Source organism: Methylomonas aurea, from assembly GCF_024505045.1.
Lineage (GTDB): Bacteria > Pseudomonadota > Gammaproteobacteria > Methylococcales > Methylomonadaceae > Methylomonas > Methylomonas aurea.
This window is the reverse complement of the sequence record NZ_JANIBM010000009.1, coordinates 35336-50927: the sequence shown is the minus strand read 5'-3', so window position 1 is coordinate 50927 and position 15592 is coordinate 35336. Positions and strand designations below refer to the sequence as shown.

11 protein-coding genes are annotated in these 15592 nt (G+C 55.4%); 5 read left to right on the top strand and 6 right to left on the bottom strand.

Annotated features, from left to right (window positions below):
• Positions 1 to 70 precede the first annotated feature (70 nt).
• Together oadA and NP603_RS10015 are read right to left on the bottom strand one after the other, a co-directional pair.
• Positions 71 to 1894: a sodium-extruding oxaloacetate decarboxylase subunit alpha gene (gene oadA / locus NP603_RS10020; RefSeq protein ID WP_256610730.1), complete on the bottom strand. Its 1824-nt coding sequence runs from the start codon at positions 1892 to 1894 to the stop codon at positions 71 to 73.
• A 15-nt stretch (positions 1895 to 1909) separates the two neighbouring features.
• Entirely contained in the window at positions 1910 to 3328 is a 1419-nt protein-coding gene (locus NP603_RS10015; protein WP_256610729.1) for an acetyl-CoA carboxylase biotin carboxylase subunit, read from the bottom strand.
• Between the two features lie 493 nt (positions 3329 to 3821).
• Between NP603_RS10015 and NP603_RS10010 the strand changes: the two genes are divergently transcribed.
• From NP603_RS10010 to NP603_RS10000, 3 genes are all read left to right on the top strand, one after another.
• Positions 3822 to 4064: a hypothetical protein gene (locus NP603_RS10010; RefSeq protein WP_256610728.1), complete on the top strand. Its 243-nt coding sequence runs from the start codon at positions 3822 to 3824 to the stop codon at positions 4062 to 4064.
• A gap of 253 nt (positions 4065 to 4317) precedes the next feature.
• Positions 4318 to 5412, top strand: a complete 1095-nt coding sequence (locus NP603_RS10005; RefSeq protein ID WP_256610727.1) for a GNAT family N-acetyltransferase — start codon at positions 4318 to 4320, stop codon at positions 5410 to 5412.
• A 34-nt stretch (positions 5413 to 5446) separates the two neighbouring features.
• Complete coding sequence (locus tag NP603_RS10000; RefSeq protein ID WP_256610726.1) at positions 5447 to 6385, top strand: glycosyltransferase family 2 protein; 939 nt, start codon at positions 5447 to 5449, stop codon at positions 6383 to 6385.
• A gap of 18 nt (positions 6386 to 6403) precedes the next feature.
• On the opposite strand, the gene NP603_RS09995 is transcribed toward NP603_RS10000, so the two are convergent.
• Entirely contained in the window at positions 6404 to 7006 is a 603-nt protein-coding gene (locus NP603_RS09995) for an arylesterase (protein ID WP_256610725.1), read from the bottom strand.
• On the opposite strand from NP603_RS09995, the gene NP603_RS09990 reads away from it, so the two are divergent.
• Both NP603_RS09990 and NP603_RS09985 read left to right on the top strand, forming a co-directional pair.
• The gene (locus tag NP603_RS09990; protein WP_256610724.1) at positions 7005 to 7697 is read left to right on the top strand and encodes an ABC transporter ATP-binding protein; all 693 of its coding nucleotides are present in this window, start codon (positions 7005 to 7007) and stop codon (positions 7695 to 7697) included. The genes NP603_RS09995 and NP603_RS09990 overlap by 2 nt on opposite strands.
• Entirely contained in the window at positions 7694 to 10174 is a 2481-nt protein-coding gene (locus NP603_RS09985) for an ABC transporter permease (RefSeq protein WP_256610723.1), read from the top strand. Before NP603_RS09990 ends, NP603_RS09985 begins: the two co-directional genes overlap by 4 nt.
• Positions 10175 to 10830: 656 nt before the next feature.
• Here the strand turns inward: NP603_RS09985 and NP603_RS09980 are convergent.
• The 3 genes from NP603_RS09980 to NP603_RS09970 form a co-directional block, all read right to left on the bottom strand.
• Positions 10831 to 12069 (bottom strand): sialidase family protein, encoded by a 1239-nt coding sequence (locus NP603_RS09980; protein ID WP_256610722.1) that lies wholly within the window; start codon positions 12067 to 12069, stop codon positions 10831 to 10833.
• 237 nt (positions 12070 to 12306) lie between these two features.
• Positions 12307 to 15084 (bottom strand): glycosyltransferase, encoded by a 2778-nt coding sequence (locus NP603_RS09975; RefSeq protein ID WP_256610721.1) that lies wholly within the window; start codon positions 15082 to 15084, stop codon positions 12307 to 12309.
• Positions 15085 to 15394: 310 nt separating this feature from the next.
• The gene (locus tag NP603_RS09970) at positions 15395 to 15592 is read right to left on the bottom strand and encodes a winged helix-turn-helix domain-containing protein (RefSeq protein WP_140911460.1); all 198 of its coding nucleotides are present in this window, start codon (positions 15590 to 15592) and stop codon (positions 15395 to 15397) included.

Here is a 15592-nt window from a genome sequence, read left to right as displayed (position 1 = left end):
ATCGTGGTGATAAAGTTTAGGCGATTAAGCAAAGCCGCTCTATTTTACCTTTCGTCTTGCCGCTTTTCTCTCAATTTATTTCCACCAATACCTCGTTGGGGTTAACCGCGTCACCTTTCGCCACATAAATTGCTTTGACGATGCCGGCAATCGGCGCGGTGATCTCGGTTTCCATCTTCATCGCCTCGGTGACCAGCAGGGCTTGGCCGGCGCTGACTTTCTGGCCTTCCTTGACCAACACATCGATGATGTTGCAAGGCATACTGGTGACGACATCGCCCGGTTCGCTGGGGCGGCGGCGTTTGCTGGCAATCGCGCTTTGCACCGCGCCCTGGGCGCCGCCATCCAGCACGATTTCGTCCAGCGTCTCGATGACGATTTCTTCCGGCATGCCATCGACGGTGAAATAAAAATGCCGCAGACTTTGGTTTTTCGGGCCGGCGCCGGTGACTTTGACATGGTACTGCTCGCCGTGCAGAGCGACGTTAAACTCGGTCGGCGCTTTTTTGACTTCGCCGGGCTTTGGCGCCTGTTCCAGTTCGAGCGGTTCCGGCACCAGATTATCGGTGGAACGCAATTCCAAAAATTGTTTGCCGATCTCCGGAAACATCGCGTAACTCAACACATCTTCGTCGTTCAGCGCCAGATGGGCGATTTCGCCGCGCAGATGCTCGAACTCGGGTTTTAACAAATCGGCCGGCCGGCATTCGATGATTTCTTCCTTACCGACCGCCTTGGCCAACAATTGCGCATTGACCGGCGCCGGCGCCTTGCCGTAGCCGCCATGCAGATAACGTTTGACCTCGTTACTGATGGTCTCGTAACGTTTGCCGATCAACACATTCAACACCGCCTGGGTACCGACGATTTGCGAGGTCGGCGTCACCAAAGGCGGATAGCCCAGGTCTTTACGCACTTCCGGGATTTCCCGATATACCTCGTCGATCCGATCCAGCGCGTTGCGTTCTTTCAACTGGTTGGCCAGATTGGAGATCATGCCGCCCGGCACCTGGAAGATATGCACGCGAGTGTCGATGCCGGTAAAGGCGCTTTCGAAGCGATGGTATTTTTTGCGGACTGCGGCGAAATAGTCGTTAACCGCCTGTAATTTATCCAAATCCAGCCCGGTGTCGTACTCGGTGCCGCGCAATGCGGTAACCAGGCTTTCGGTCGGCGGATGGCTGGTGCCGCCGGCCCACGACGACAAGGCGGTGTCGACGTGCTCGCAGCCGGCCTCGATGGCCTTGATCTGACACATTTCCGCCAGACCCGCGGTCGCGTGGCAATGCAAATGTAGAGGCAGATCGACAGCGTCTTTCAGGGCCTTGACCAGTTCGCCGGCAATGTAAGGCGTCAGCAGGCCGGCCATGTCCTTGATCGCAATCGAATTGCAGCCCAAATTAGCTAAGCCCTTGCCCAGCTTGATGAAGCTGGCGATGTCGTGCACCGGGCTGGTGGTATAACAAATCGTGCCTTGGGCATGCTTGCCGGCTTCGCGGGTAGCTTCGACGGCCGTTTCCAGGTTGCGGATGTCGTTCAAGGCGTCGAAGATGCGGAACACGTCCATGCCGTTGCAGGCCGCAGTTTCGACGAACTTGCGCACCACATCGTCGGAATAATGCCGGTAGCCCAGCAGATTCTGACCGCGCAGCAGCATTTGCAGCTTGGTTTTGGGCAAAGCCGCTTTCAATTTGCTCAAGCGCTCCCAAGGGTCTTCTTTTAAAAAGCGCAAGCAGGCGTCGAAGGTGGCGCCGCCCCAACATTCCAGCGACCAATAGCCAATGTCGTCCAGCATCGCACAGGCCGGCAGCATGTCTTCGGTTCGCATCCGGGTGGCAATCAGCGACTGGTGGGCGTCGCGCAGAATAACGTCGGTTACATACACTTTGCTCATGAGGGTTTCCTTGGCTTAGAGGCCGGTATGGGAAGCAACGACGGCCGCCAGTACGCTGGCCAGTATTTCCGGGCGCGGTTTGTTGGAATAATTGATCAAATCGGGATTGGCTTCGACGAAACCGGTGTTGAAGCGACCGCGGCGAAAATCCGGGTGCGCCAGTATCCGCAGGTAATACGGAATCGTGGTTTTGATACCGAACAAACCCATATCCTTCAAAGCCCGCTCGCCGCGATTGATAGCGTCTTCCCAGGTCATCGCGCTAACAATGACTTTAGCCAGCATCGAATCGTAAAACGGCGGCACTTCGTAGCCGGTATATATCGCGGTGTCGGTACGCACGCCGGGACCGCCGGGTGCGTAATAGCGGGAAATATGGCCGAAGCTGGGTAGAAAATTGTTTTTCGGGTCTTCGGCATTGACGCGAAATTGGATTGCGTAACCGCGCCTGACGATTTCTTCCTGCTTGAAGCGCAACGGCAGCCCGGCAGCGACGCGAATTTGTTCTTCGACGATGTCTACGCCGGTGATGGTCTCGGTGATGGTATGTTCGACCTGCACCCGAGTGTTCATTTCCATGAAATAAAACCGGCCGTTGCTGTCCAGTAGAAACTCGACGGTACCGGCATTGGTATAGCCAACCGCCTTGGCCGCCATCACCGCCAGACCGCCCAGATATTGGCGCTGAGCCTCGTCGAGCTGCGGCGACGGCGCAATTTCGATCAGTTTCTGGTTGCGGCGCTGTACCGAGCAATCGCGTTCGTAGAGATGGATGGTATTACCGAATTGGTCGGCCAAAACCTGAACTTCAATATGGATCGGATTGACTACGCATTTTTCCAGAAACACGTCGGCGCTGCCGAAGGCCTTGGTCGCTTCGGAAATGACGCGTTGGTAATTTTGGCGAAGTTCGTCGGGGTTATCGCAACGCCGGATGCCGCGACCGCCGCCGCCCGAGGTGGCTTTCAACATGATCGGATAGCCGATCTGCTCCGCGACCTGCAAGGCATGATCGACATTTTCCAGATTGCCGTCCGAACCTGGCGTGACCGGCAGGCCGGCGGCTTTCATCGCCGCCCGCGCTTCGGTTTTATCGCCCATGCGCCGGATGACTTCCGCCGACGGTCCGATAAAGACCAACCCGCGCTCCTGACAGGCCTTGGCAAATTGGGCGTTCTCCGACAGAAAGCCATAACCGGGGTGAATCGCATCGCAGCCGGTGCGCAAAGCCAGATCGACCAAACCGTAAATATTCAGATAGCCCGCCAAAGGCTCGCTACCGATGTAGTAAGACTCGTCGGCCTTTTTCACGTGCAAGGCAAAACGGTCCGCTTCGGAATATATCGCGGCGGAGCGGATACCCATTTCGGCACACGCACGGATAATGCGGACGGCAATTTCGCCGCGATTGGCGATCAGGATTTTGCGTAACATGATTTTTATATGCGGTTCCGAGACGGCTATTACTCTAACAACTTATCGATAACTTTCAACTACAAAACCGCTGCCCGCCCGGCTTGGCAACATGTCGCAAGCCGAAGAAAAATCTATGCGGGATCGCACCGCGAACAAGCATCGCAGATCCGATAACTTGCTGCGTTAGCCACAATTTGTCGTCATCGCGTGTCGAAATCCGGACATCAGCGCTGATCTGGCTCGAAAAAAACCAATCCAAACAAACTATTGCTATTGGCACATATGCTGCTATTCTGGTATTGCACAGGATGCCTGAGCCTAGGGCCCAGGGTTGTTACCTCTAAATTAATCGCCGATTTGCGAGGTCTTATTTATGGAAAAACAAAAAACGCTACTTCCGGTTTTGCTATCTCTCCACCTAGCGTTGGTGGCGGTTATGTTACCGCAAACTGCCGCAGCAGCCGGCGTCCGCCCATCTGAACCGGCGGCTAACTCTTGGCGGGAGACGGCGATGAATTTTGCCGAACACGCCGAACGCGGCGCCAGTTCCGCTTTTCGCGAAACTTTAACCAGTCTGCAACACTGGCTGGATTTCGGCATGCAGGCCGGATTTTTCGGCTGGATCGGCATTCCTTCGTTACTCGAAGCGTTGCCGTTGCAAAATCCGGAAGCCGCTCTGCCCGGTGCGGTTTGGTTATTGTTGGGCGGCCTGTTGGGCGTTTTGAGCCGAAAGAAACGCAGCTTAGCCGGTTAGCCTTCTGCTGCTCTGCGTTACCGGACCGTGCAGAATCCGCCGGTAATGAATCTGTTCGCTGGGTTCCGCCGTAGCGCGGACCAGCGAAATCTAACACGGTTACTACGCAGCATTACAAAGCGTTAACCGTGCTCGGAGTAAATCGCCATCGTTAATTTGGCAGCCGTCAGGATTTGGCTAATAATTGCTCACTGCTATTTGATCCGTTTTGCAGTTTGAGCGGATTATTCGCCAACATTTTCAGGAATCGCCGATGCCAGATACCGTAACCGATACGGCAGACCAATTTCAGTTTCGCATCCTGCAACCAGAGGATATCGGCGAATGCATCCGGCTTGCGGTCGCGAATTTCGACGAATTCCGCGACCACCCGCAACATATTAGCCAATGGTTCGAGCGACGCATCACGCATAATCCCTGGCAAAGCGCATTGCCCGGCCCTGGCGTCGGCGCCTGGCACGGCTCACGCATGATAGGTTTCAGAGCCATGTTTGCTCAGCCGTGGTGGTTGAACGGAAAATCCACCGTCCTAGCTTTCGGTGCTAATACCTGTATCGACTCAGACTATAGAGGAAAAGGCTTGGCGACCGCGCTGATCAAGTTCAGTTGCGGAGTGACTGCCATAAATGGAAGCGTTACGGCCGGGGTAATCACTCAGAAATCTTTCGGGTCATGCGGCTTCGCCAGAATCGGCGGCGAAGGTAACGACTTCTTTCGCCTGCGCATCGGTTATCGCGGCTCCTGGGAAAAACGGGTCGGCAAACTGTTAGGACAAATCCTGGGCAGCGCCTGCGACCTCGGCTTACGCTGGCGCGACCGAAATTTGTACCGCCGCGAATTCATTTTGGATGAATGCAACCACTGCGGAGCCGAGTTCGATTCGCTTTGGAATCGGGCAAAAACAGCTTACCCATCGTGCCTGGAGCGCAGCAGCCGCTATCTTAACTGGCGCCTGTTCGAATTCCCGACTTGTCCGTTACAACTGCTCGCGCTGCGCGACAATGCGGGCGTTTTGCGCGCTTATGCGATCTGGCATCGGCAAAACTTTGCAAACTCGGTCAGCATGGCGGTGCTGCGCGACGTGTTTTATCTGCCGCAAGACGATCCGGCCATTCGCGGCTTGCTGTACCATGTATTCGCTTACTGGCGGGAAAACGGCATCAGTTGGGGAAACTTGGAAGTGGCTTCACCGCGTTTGACAGCATTGTTCAAAGAATTGGGTTACGAAGCCTTGGGCTCGCACGGCAACCGTTACCAAATCTACAGCGATCCGCCGCTGTCGGAAGATGTTTTAAGCGAATGGTACCGGAGCGGCATCGACGGCGATTATTTCGACCATCCGCTATAGCCCGGCACAACATCTATCTACCAGCACAGTATTTATGTTGAATGCTTCAGTAATTATCAGCACGCGCAACCGAGCGCAAATATTACCCCGCCTATTCGATGCGCTGGCCGGCATGCGTTTAACCGCGGATGTGCGCTGGGAATTGTTGTTGATCGACAATGGCAGTACCGACGACACTGCACAAGTGATCGCAGACGAAATTTCAACCGGCCGCTTGCCGTTGCAAATGCTATCGGAACCCATCCCCGGCAAATCCAGAGCGTTAAACCGGGCGATCCGTGAAGCCCGCGGCAAACTGCTGGTGTTTACCGACGACGATGTCGAACCGAGCCCGGCCTGGCTACAGGCCTATATCGACGCTGCTGCGCAGCATCCGGAAATCGATGGATTTGCCGGCAAAGTATTACCCAAATGGTTAGGGAAAATTCCGGATTGGCTGCATACCGAAGGACCTTTTTCATTACCCCGCGGCATCACCAATACTCGCGACTTCGGCGACAACGAAAGCTTGCTGGCTAACGACGTGATTCCGGGCGGCGTTAATACCGCCCTTAGGTCCGCCGCCGCCGCCAGAAACGGATGGTTTCGAGAAGACTTGGGCCCCGGCACAACGATTCCGTTTACCGAAGATACCGACTACATGCGCCGTTATCGCGAGGGCGGCGGCACATTTTGGTACGTACCGAACGCTTTACTATTCCATTGCAACGTCCCCGAGCGGATGACCAAAGGCTACGTCCGCCACTGGATGTACGAAGTGGCCCGCTGTCAAGTTCTCGCTTTCGGCAAGAAACCCGCCGGTAAATGCTTGGCCGGCGTGCCACTGTATTTGTGGCGGCAGTGGATCGCTCGCGGCCTACGCAGTTGCTTGGAACCGAGACCGGACCAAAGGTTGCAATTGCAAATGAAACGGTGTTTTACGGCGGGAGAGATTTGCGGGTACCGACAATTACAGGCTTTCCGTGACAGATAAACGTCCGCCCGGGTCCACTCACTTCAACTGGAACTGTAAGTGCTTCCACATTTTGTCGGCCAGGATGGGCTGCGCCAACGCATTGGGGTGTATGCCGTCCTCTTGCATCAACTCCGGCCGTAACACGATATCCTCCAACAGGAACGGCACGTAGGATATCTTGAACTCTTGCGCCAGTTCCGGATAAATGTCGTAAAACATCTCCACGTAACGCTTGCCGTAGTTCGGCGGAATTTTCATCGCGAGCAATATCACTTTAGCCCCGGCTTGCAGCGACCGCCCTATGATTGCCGCCAAATTGGCCTCCATTTCCTGCGGCGACAACCCGCGCAAACCGTCGTTCGCACCCAACTCCAACAGCAGAATATCGGGCTTGTGATTGGCCAATATCGGCGGCAAGCGGGCCAGACCGCCGGCGGTGGTATCGCCGCTAATACTTTCGTTATAGATCGTATAGTCGAAGCCGCGTGAAGTAATTTTTTTTTGCAGCAAGGCCACCCAACCTTGCTGAACTTCGATACCGTAGCCGGCACTAATACTGTCTCCAAGCACGACGATCGATTTGGCCGACGCGCTAACAGGCAAAACACTCAAGACTAAGGCAAGGACTACGCTATACATGATAAACACTCATTCCAATCACTCCGCTTCCGCCATCATCAACGCCCGTAAACTCGGCAAAGCGGTTCCAACATCCGAAGGCACCTTACATATCTTGGCATCGGTCGATCTAATCATCAAGCGCGGCGAGAGTATCGCCATTGTCGGCGAATCCGGCTCGGGCAAATCGACCTTACTCAGCCTGCTGGCCGGTCTGGATACTCCGAGTAGCGGCTCGGTCGAAATCGACGGCCGCGACTTGAACCGGTTGAACGAAGACGGGCGGGCGTTACTGCGCAACGAATTGGTCGGTTTCGTGTTCCAGTCGTTCCAATTGCTGCCGGGTTTAACCGCGCTGGAGAATGTGATGCTACCGCTGGAGCTGAGCGGCGTGGCTGACGCCGAGCAATCGGCGCGGGCACTGTTGCAACGCGTCGGCCTGGCCCAGCGCCTGCAGCACACGCCGCGGCAACTTTCCGGCGGCGAACAACAACGCGTGGCCTTGGCCCGCGCCTTCGTCAGCCGCCCGGCAATTTTGTTTGCCGATGAACCGACCGGCAATCTAGACCGAAAAACCGGCGCCAAAGTCATCGATCTGTTGTTTGAATTGAACCAAGAGCAACAGACCACGTTGATTCTGGTAACGCACGACATGTCTTTGGCGGCCCGTTGCCAACGCACGATCCGTCTGGAAGCCGGGAGTATCGTATGACGCGTTTTCGCCTCTCGTTGAAACTGTTGTGGCGCGACGCCCGTTCCGGCGAATTGACTCTACTGGCCCTGGCATTATTGATTGCGGTGGGTGGTACCACCTCGATCTCGTTGTTCGCCGACCGGCTGCAGCGGACGATGAATTTGCAAGCCGCCGAATTCCTGGCCGGCGATTTGGTCTTGGCCGGACCGGCTCCGGTCGATCCGCAATGGCTGGCAAAGGCGGACGAATACGCCCTGAGCGGATCGCAAACCGTCGAGTTTCCGAGCATGCTGCTGGAAAACGGCGAAATGCAGCTGGCGTCGATCAAGGCTGTCAGCGAAACTTATCCCTTACGCGGCCGGCTGAAGACTCGCGACGCCGAGTTGCAAGATGAAGTCGTCAGCAGTCGCGGCCCGGCAGCCGGCGAAGCCTGGATTGACAAGCGCCTGCTGCCCGCGCTGAAACTGAAACTAAACGATACTCTGACCGTCGGCGAAAAAGTCCTGAAAGTCACCCGCGTGATCAGTTACGAGCCGGATAAGCGCGGCGATTTTTACAGCTTCTCGCCGCGAGTGATGATGCATCTCGACGATTTGGCCGCTACCGGTGCGGTCCAACCCGGCAGTAGAGTCCATTACGCCTACCAATTTCGCGGCAGCGAAAACGCATTGGCAGATTTCAAAGCCTGGTTGCAACCGAATTTGAATCCTTCGCAAAAAATTCTGGACATCCACCGCGACCGGCCCGAACTGGGTTCGGCTTTGCAGCGCGCCGAGCGCTATCTCGGCTTGTCCAGCGTCGTCGTGACATTGATTGCCGGCGTTGCAATTGCGATGGCTACCCGCCGCTACAGCGAACGCCATTTCAACGCTACGGCCCTGTTGCGCTGCCTGGGCTGTACCCAAGCGGAAATCGTACGACTCTATGCCGCCCAATTTCTGGTGCTGGGCTTGATAGTCAGCGCCGCAGGCTGCGCTTTGGGCTGGCTGGCACAATACGGCCTGTTTCGATTGTTGAAAAATCTGTTGCCGGAAACGCTGGCGAACCCCGGGGGATTGGCGATCGTCTATGGCCTCGGCACCGGATTGGTTATCTTATGGGGTTTTGCCCTGCCGCCGCTGTTGCGCTTGCAAGCAGTACCGCCGCTACGCGTGCTGCGCCGCGAGTTGGAACCATTGCCCAGCAGCGGCTGGCTGGTATATGGCTTGGCAGCAGCCGTAGTCGCCGCGTTGATTTGGCGCTATACCGACGATCCAAAATTGACTGGCGCAATCATCGGCACCGGATTGCTAGTATTGCTGATATTCGGACTGGCCATTCACACGATTTTGCAATTATCGCGCCGGCTATTGCCCAGGCTCGGCCTGCACTGGCGCTTCGGTTTGCGGGGTTTGTTGCGCGATAGCAGGGCCGGAGTCGGCCAGATTCTGGCATTCGCTATCACATTGACCGCGATGGCTTTGAGTTTCAGCGTTCGCAGCCATTTGCTGGACGATTGGCGCCGGCAACTGCCCGATCGGGCTCCCAACCATTTTGCGATCAACATCCTGCCGTCGTCGTTGGCGGATTTTCAAACCGACCTGCAGCGGGAACAGATTCCGGACAGCCGGTTTTATCCGGTAGTCCGCGGCCGTTTAGTAGCCATCAACGGAGAAGCAGTGCAGGGCCGGGTCAGTAAAGACAGCCAAGGCGAAGCCGCTACCCAGCGCGAGCTGAGCCTGACCTGGTCGGACCGATTTCCGGAAGACAATCAGATTACCGACGGCGCGGCCTGGCAGGCGGATAGACCCGGCCAAGTATCGGTCGAGAAAAAATTGGCGGACAATTTAGGCATTCGCCCCGGCGACCAACTGGCCTTTACTGTCGGCAACGCTCAACTTGCGGCCACGGTGGTTAATTTGCGCAGCGTGCAATGGGATACGATGCGCCCCAATTTTTACATGATTTTTTCGCCGGGCACCCTGGCCGGTTTTCCAGCCACCTATATGACCAGCTTTTATCTGACCGAAGCACAAAAAACGGTGCTGCCACCGTTACTAAAAAAGTATCCGGCGGTAACAGTACTGGAGGTCGACCAGATCCTGCAGCAATTCCGAACCATACTGGCCCAATTGACGGCGGCTATTAATCTGATTTTGTATTTCGCTCTGGCGGCTGGCTTTAGCGTATTGTTCGGCGCCGTTTATTCCACCTTGGACCAACGGATCTACGAAGGCGCATTGCTGCGCACATTGGGAGCCCGGCGCAGACTTTTAAGAATTGCGCATTTAATCGAATTCGGCGTGTTGGGACTGGCGGCTGGTCTGCTGGCCACATTGGCGGCCGAGTCTATTCTCTACGCACTGTATACTCGGGTGATGCAAATCGACTATCAAGTGCACGTTTATTTATGGCTGACCTTGCCGGCCGCCGGCGTGGCGGGAGTGACTCTGGCGGGCTATTGGGGGGTGCGCGATGTGGTCAGGCAAGCGCCGTTACGCGTGTTGCGCCGCTGACCAGCATTTGTCCAGGCCAGCCCTGGGATCGGTCGCACCAACCAGGCATAGGCCTGGTCGGGCGCTGGCCACCGGGGTTTGCCTTCACAGTAGAGCGGATTCAGAAATTAATGAGTGACAAATTTAGAGTGATACACACAACGTTGGACAGAGCGCCGTAGATTGCAAGCGAACTGTTTAATTTGGTTTTGACCATCGCGAATACCGCGATGCATAGTCCGCCGACATCCAATGCCAAAAACGCGATAACGAAAATCATAATCCCGTCGAACAGATTAGTGCCCGGGGACGCCGCCGCCAACGTGGCTGGCATCAAAACCAGTAACCACGCGGCGCAACTCGAAGCGGAGATAATCAATGAAGCGCGGGCAAATCCGTAGCTGCGGTAACGGCTTTTCCGGCGATCGCCACCCGGCCATTGCGATATCGGCTGGTTCAACTCAAGCTCCTTGGGTCAGTAATTGTATCGAGACCACACGATAAGCCGAACCCAAGCCGACACACCATTGCGTAATGTAAGAATTGTCCGACAGAGCACAAAAAATCGCTCCTATTACAGAGCAGGGAACTGCCGCGCGCTATTGCGGCGATTCCGTACGGAAATTGCAGACCCGAAACCGACCAATTCGAGCAAGGAGCATTTGACCGGTCGGCGCTTAAAGCTCACGAAAGCGATAGCCGCCTGCGGTTTGCCAGGACAAATAAATTTTACCGCCATGGCTCAACAAAAAGGCGTCGTCGGCAGCGGCCTCGCTTGATTCAGCAATTTCGGGTTGCGACCAGCGATTACCGCCGTCTTCCGACTCGATCGATTTGACCAGATTATTGCTGCCGTCGAACTCGGACCAAACTACTACCACCCGCCGGCCCAACGCCAAAACTTGGGGATGCTTAGCACCAGGATTGCCGAATCGAAGGGGAACGGAAAAACCGGCCGCCCCGTCCTGCGCATATCCGTAAAACAAACCCTGTCGGTCGGGCGCTCCGCTGAACCAAACGCTATGCGTGCGGCCATCCTCGGCGATCGACAACGCCGGCCCATGATGCGGACACGCATCGATTTGCCAATTCTCGCTGCTAACCCGTTGCACCGGCCCCGGCTCATTCCAACTACGGAATCGAGATAGAGCGTGGTCGCGGATATTACCGTCGTAAACATGCCGCCACATCACTACCGGCAGATTGTCTTGATCGATTTCGACGCCCAAGCGGCAACATTCGCAGCTATGCGGGGCGACGATTCGGTTGGGGTGAAAGCTCTGGCCGCCGTCGTCAGACCAAGTGTAATACACCGCACTGCCGTTGAACTCCTGCTTGGCGGCTTTAGCCTTTTCTTTATCGCGCGCGTCCAGCCATGCGATAAATACTTCGCCGTTTTTGCCCAGCGCCAATGCATCGAAGCGGTGGCTGATCACGTCGAGGTTATCATTCACCGTTACCGGCTTGGAAAAGGTTTTGCCGCCGTCGGTGGAGCGGCTGAAACGGATATGCCCGGTGTGGCGTTTTTCCAGACTTTGGGTCCAGGTCAGGTAGATATTGCCTTCAGGTCCGACTTTAATTTTCGGCCGATACTCGCCGTGCGCAGCAATCGCCTCCGCGTCTGCATTGACCATGACCGGCGTGGAGAAATGCCGGCCGGCGTCATCCGACGCTTGCAGATAAATATGCTGTTGCTGCACCCAAACGATCCAGAGCTTGCCGTTACTGTCGAAGCTGGCCGTAACGGTATCCGAGCAGTTAATCTGCGGCAAGGATAGCGGATTGGCGCAAGCAGTGGGGTTTGCCGAGCCTTGCTGCGGTAACGCGGCTGGCTGGCTTTGATCCAGAGGAGCAGTCGCGCAAGCGGTCACAAATAAACATGGGATTAAGGCCGAAAAAAGCTTGGATAGTTTCATATATCGTCCGGCGTGTTGAAAGGTTGCGGCCGGTTTTTGCCGAAACCGTTGGATTGTTATTATTTCGAAGTTTATCGCTGAGGCTGGCGCCGAGCGCGACTCGGGTACCATGATACTGAAAATTCCCGGCAACGGCAGTCGGTTTCGGGTGCCATGCGTTGCCGGCGACGATATCGCATAAAAAAGCCCCGGCCGCTACTCCGGCCGAGGCTGCGTTTGCTCGCTGGCAAAAAACGGCTATTCCGTATCCAATTCGTCGGCCGACAATTTTTTACCGGGAAAATAATTGGGCGCGACACTGATCAGAATCGTGACGAAGGTAGCGATATACGGCACCGACTGCACCGCCAGTACCGCGACCCATAACCGACCGCTCAAATTGTCGAAATATTCGACCGAGCGCATGGCGACGATACCTGCAATCAGCAGAGACAGTAACAGCAGTTCTTGCCAGATAATCAGCAAGCCGGCGACCAAAGGCCCTTGCTTCTCATATTTAGGCGTACGCATGAAAGGCTTACCGGAGGTGAACAAACCCTGCAAGGTGCCGCGCGCCACAGTGTGCGTCAACGACAGGCCGGCCAGCGCCGCACCCAAGGCCTGCAACATTGAACAAGCCACCCGCGCCTTGTATAGCCACAGTCCGCGCACGATCTTGAACGCAAACAAACCTATGGTCGGCAACAGGAAGGCATTTACCGGCAATTCGCTGTGCTTGGGATCGGCGACGATCAGAGCCGTCAAAATCAGACTGGTGCCGGTGAACAGCAACGCCAACGCGTCGGAAAACCACGGCAACCAGCCGGCCACGAAGTAGTAGCGCTGTGCCGAAGTCAGTGATGATTTCTTGTTGGGCAGGAAATGCCGCCAGTGCTTTTTGATGATTTGCATCGCGCCGTACACCCAACGGAAGCGTTGCGTCATATAGCCGGAAAAGGTATCCGGCATCAAGCCGCGGCCGAACGATTCTTTGCAATACACCGAATCGTAACCCGCCTCGTACAAACGCAGACCCAGTTCGCTGTCCTCGCAAATGCACCATTCGCCCCAGGGGCCGACTTTTTCGAACGCCGATTTACGCACCATCGTCATCGTGCCGTGCTGGATGATGGCGTTGTATTCGTTACGCTGCACCATGCCGATGTTGAAGAAACCGGCATACTCCCAGTAGCACATGTTTTTGAACGAACCCTGGTGGGCGTCGCGATAGTCTTGCGGAGACTGGACGAAGCCGACGTTTTCCTGGTCGAAATAAGGCACCATGGCTTTCAACCAATCCGGCGACAAAATGTAATCGCTATCGATCACCGCGATAATTTCGGCATCCTCTGCGGTATTTTCCAGCGCATAGTTGATCGCGCCGGCTTTGTAACCGGGCCAGTTGTCCAAATGGAAGAAGCGGAATTTCTCGCCCAAGCGGTCGCAATCGTCGCGTACCGGTTGCCAAACTGCCGGATCCTTGGTGTTGTTGTCCATCACCAACACTTCGTAATTCGGATAGTCGACCTTGGCCAGGGCATTCAAAGTCTTGCGCACCATTTCCGGCGGTTCGTTGTGAATCGGCAGGTGAATCGAGACCTTCGGGTAGCGAAAATCGGCCGCTGGCGTTAGCGGCTGGAAAGTGCGGCGGCCTTTTCGGTGCCAGATGACTTCGGCTATTTCCAAGCTTTCGGTCAACAGCACCAAGATCGCCATGGCCTGCATCATCAACAGAATCGCCCAAAACACTACCGAGAAACCGGTCTGGTATTGGGCCGCAGCAATCGAAGCCGACCAGAACAACACCGATGCCGCCAAGTTGGCGACGATGCCGAAGAAGAACTTACCGGGCAGTTTCAAACTTTTCCGGGTGAACAGGAAGGCCGCCATCAGGATGATACTCAGTATCGCAGCACCGCTGGCCCAGTTGCGCCAGGTCGGATTGGCCAAAACATCGCCTTCCATCGGGAATTTGGGCTGGCGGTCGGCATTGAACAACCCCCAGTAAGCGCCGGCAGTACCTTCCAGCTTGATTTTCCAAGGTTGGTCGAAGGCCTCGACCACGTAGTAAATCACGTTCTCGGCGGTGGCACGGTTCAGGAATTCGCGTAAAAACTTGGCCTGATTCGCCAACGAAGCCGTAGCGGCTTTTTGGGGCGGACCATCTGACGGCCAACCCACCTCTGTAATCACGATGGTTTTATCCGGGTAAAGCTTTTGCAGTTCGTAATAGCGCTTGAACACGTAGTCGACGGCATTATCGCCTTCCGCGCCCTGGGGCAATTCTACCGGAATACCTTCCCAGTAGGGCAGGATATGCACCGCGATGTAGTCTACTTCGGCCGCCAATTCAGGATGGTCGACCCAAATATCCCAGGTCTCGGCGGTACTGACCGGCTTCCAGGTGCGTTTTTTGACTTCGCGGATGTATTCGATCAGTTCGTTAGCTTTGTTGGTAACTTCGACATTGATCTCGGCCTTGATTTTATTTTGCAGTTCCTGCTCCGACATCTGGCCGGCGAACTCATCCCGCACACGCTTCGCAACCGGCTCGCTGACCTTGTTTCTGACCCGCAACAATGATTCGTTGCCGACCAGCGTCCGAATGATCGTTTTTGGATACTGGTTGGCCAGATTGATCAGACTCTCGACTTCGCGCTGGTTCTTGTCCAACCGTTTTTGTCGATTCTCCTCGCTCTCTTCATCCTCGACCAAATCCACCCAGCAGCCCATCGCCAGATTCAACGCGCTTTTCGCAGTCAATTCCGGAACGACTTCCATCCCTTCCAGAGCGGTATAAGTTCTGATGGAATGCGCCTTGCCCGACAACAGCTCGACATCGGCCTGGATTTGTTCCCTGGTCGGAAATATGCCGTCCTGCGGATTGAAATCGCGCTGCTTGGGGTTGAAAGTCACCCCCATCATCGTATCGCTCCAGGAAGGAAGCTTTAACGGGTTGTTAATGTAGGACCAGATACCGAGGTTGATCAGCACCAACAGCACTAGGCTAAAAAATGTGGCAATTTTGGCTTTCATTTCGACAGAAAGGCTCCGCGTTAGTTGTTTTTCTAGGGTATTTTTATCGTTATTACGGCGTTACCAAGCCGATCCATCGGCGGATTACTTCTCGTTTGTTGTATTGAATCTGAATTCGACAAGGCAACCAGGCACTGGTCAAGATGCGGGCCACACATTCCAGTCAGGCAACAGGCTTACCTACAAAATATAGCGGCATTTGGAGTACCCGCCTGAGACAGAGACTTCGACAACGCAATAACCGAACGATTCTCCGGCATTGAAAGCTGTCTCGCTTAGCCTCGTCTTAAGCGGGTATGCGGGAAAACTTTTATTTCAATGAAAGGGTTTCGACGCGTCCTTTCATTTCGATATTCAGTTTATCTTCTTTAGCCAACCAACCGATGGCCCGTTGCACTTCATTTTTGCCCAGCCCGGTTTCGGTCGTGATCTTGTTTACGCTGGCTTCGCCATTCGCGTTCAGAAATTGCCAGACTGCGCCGGCTGCTTCGCCAATTGTATCTACCAT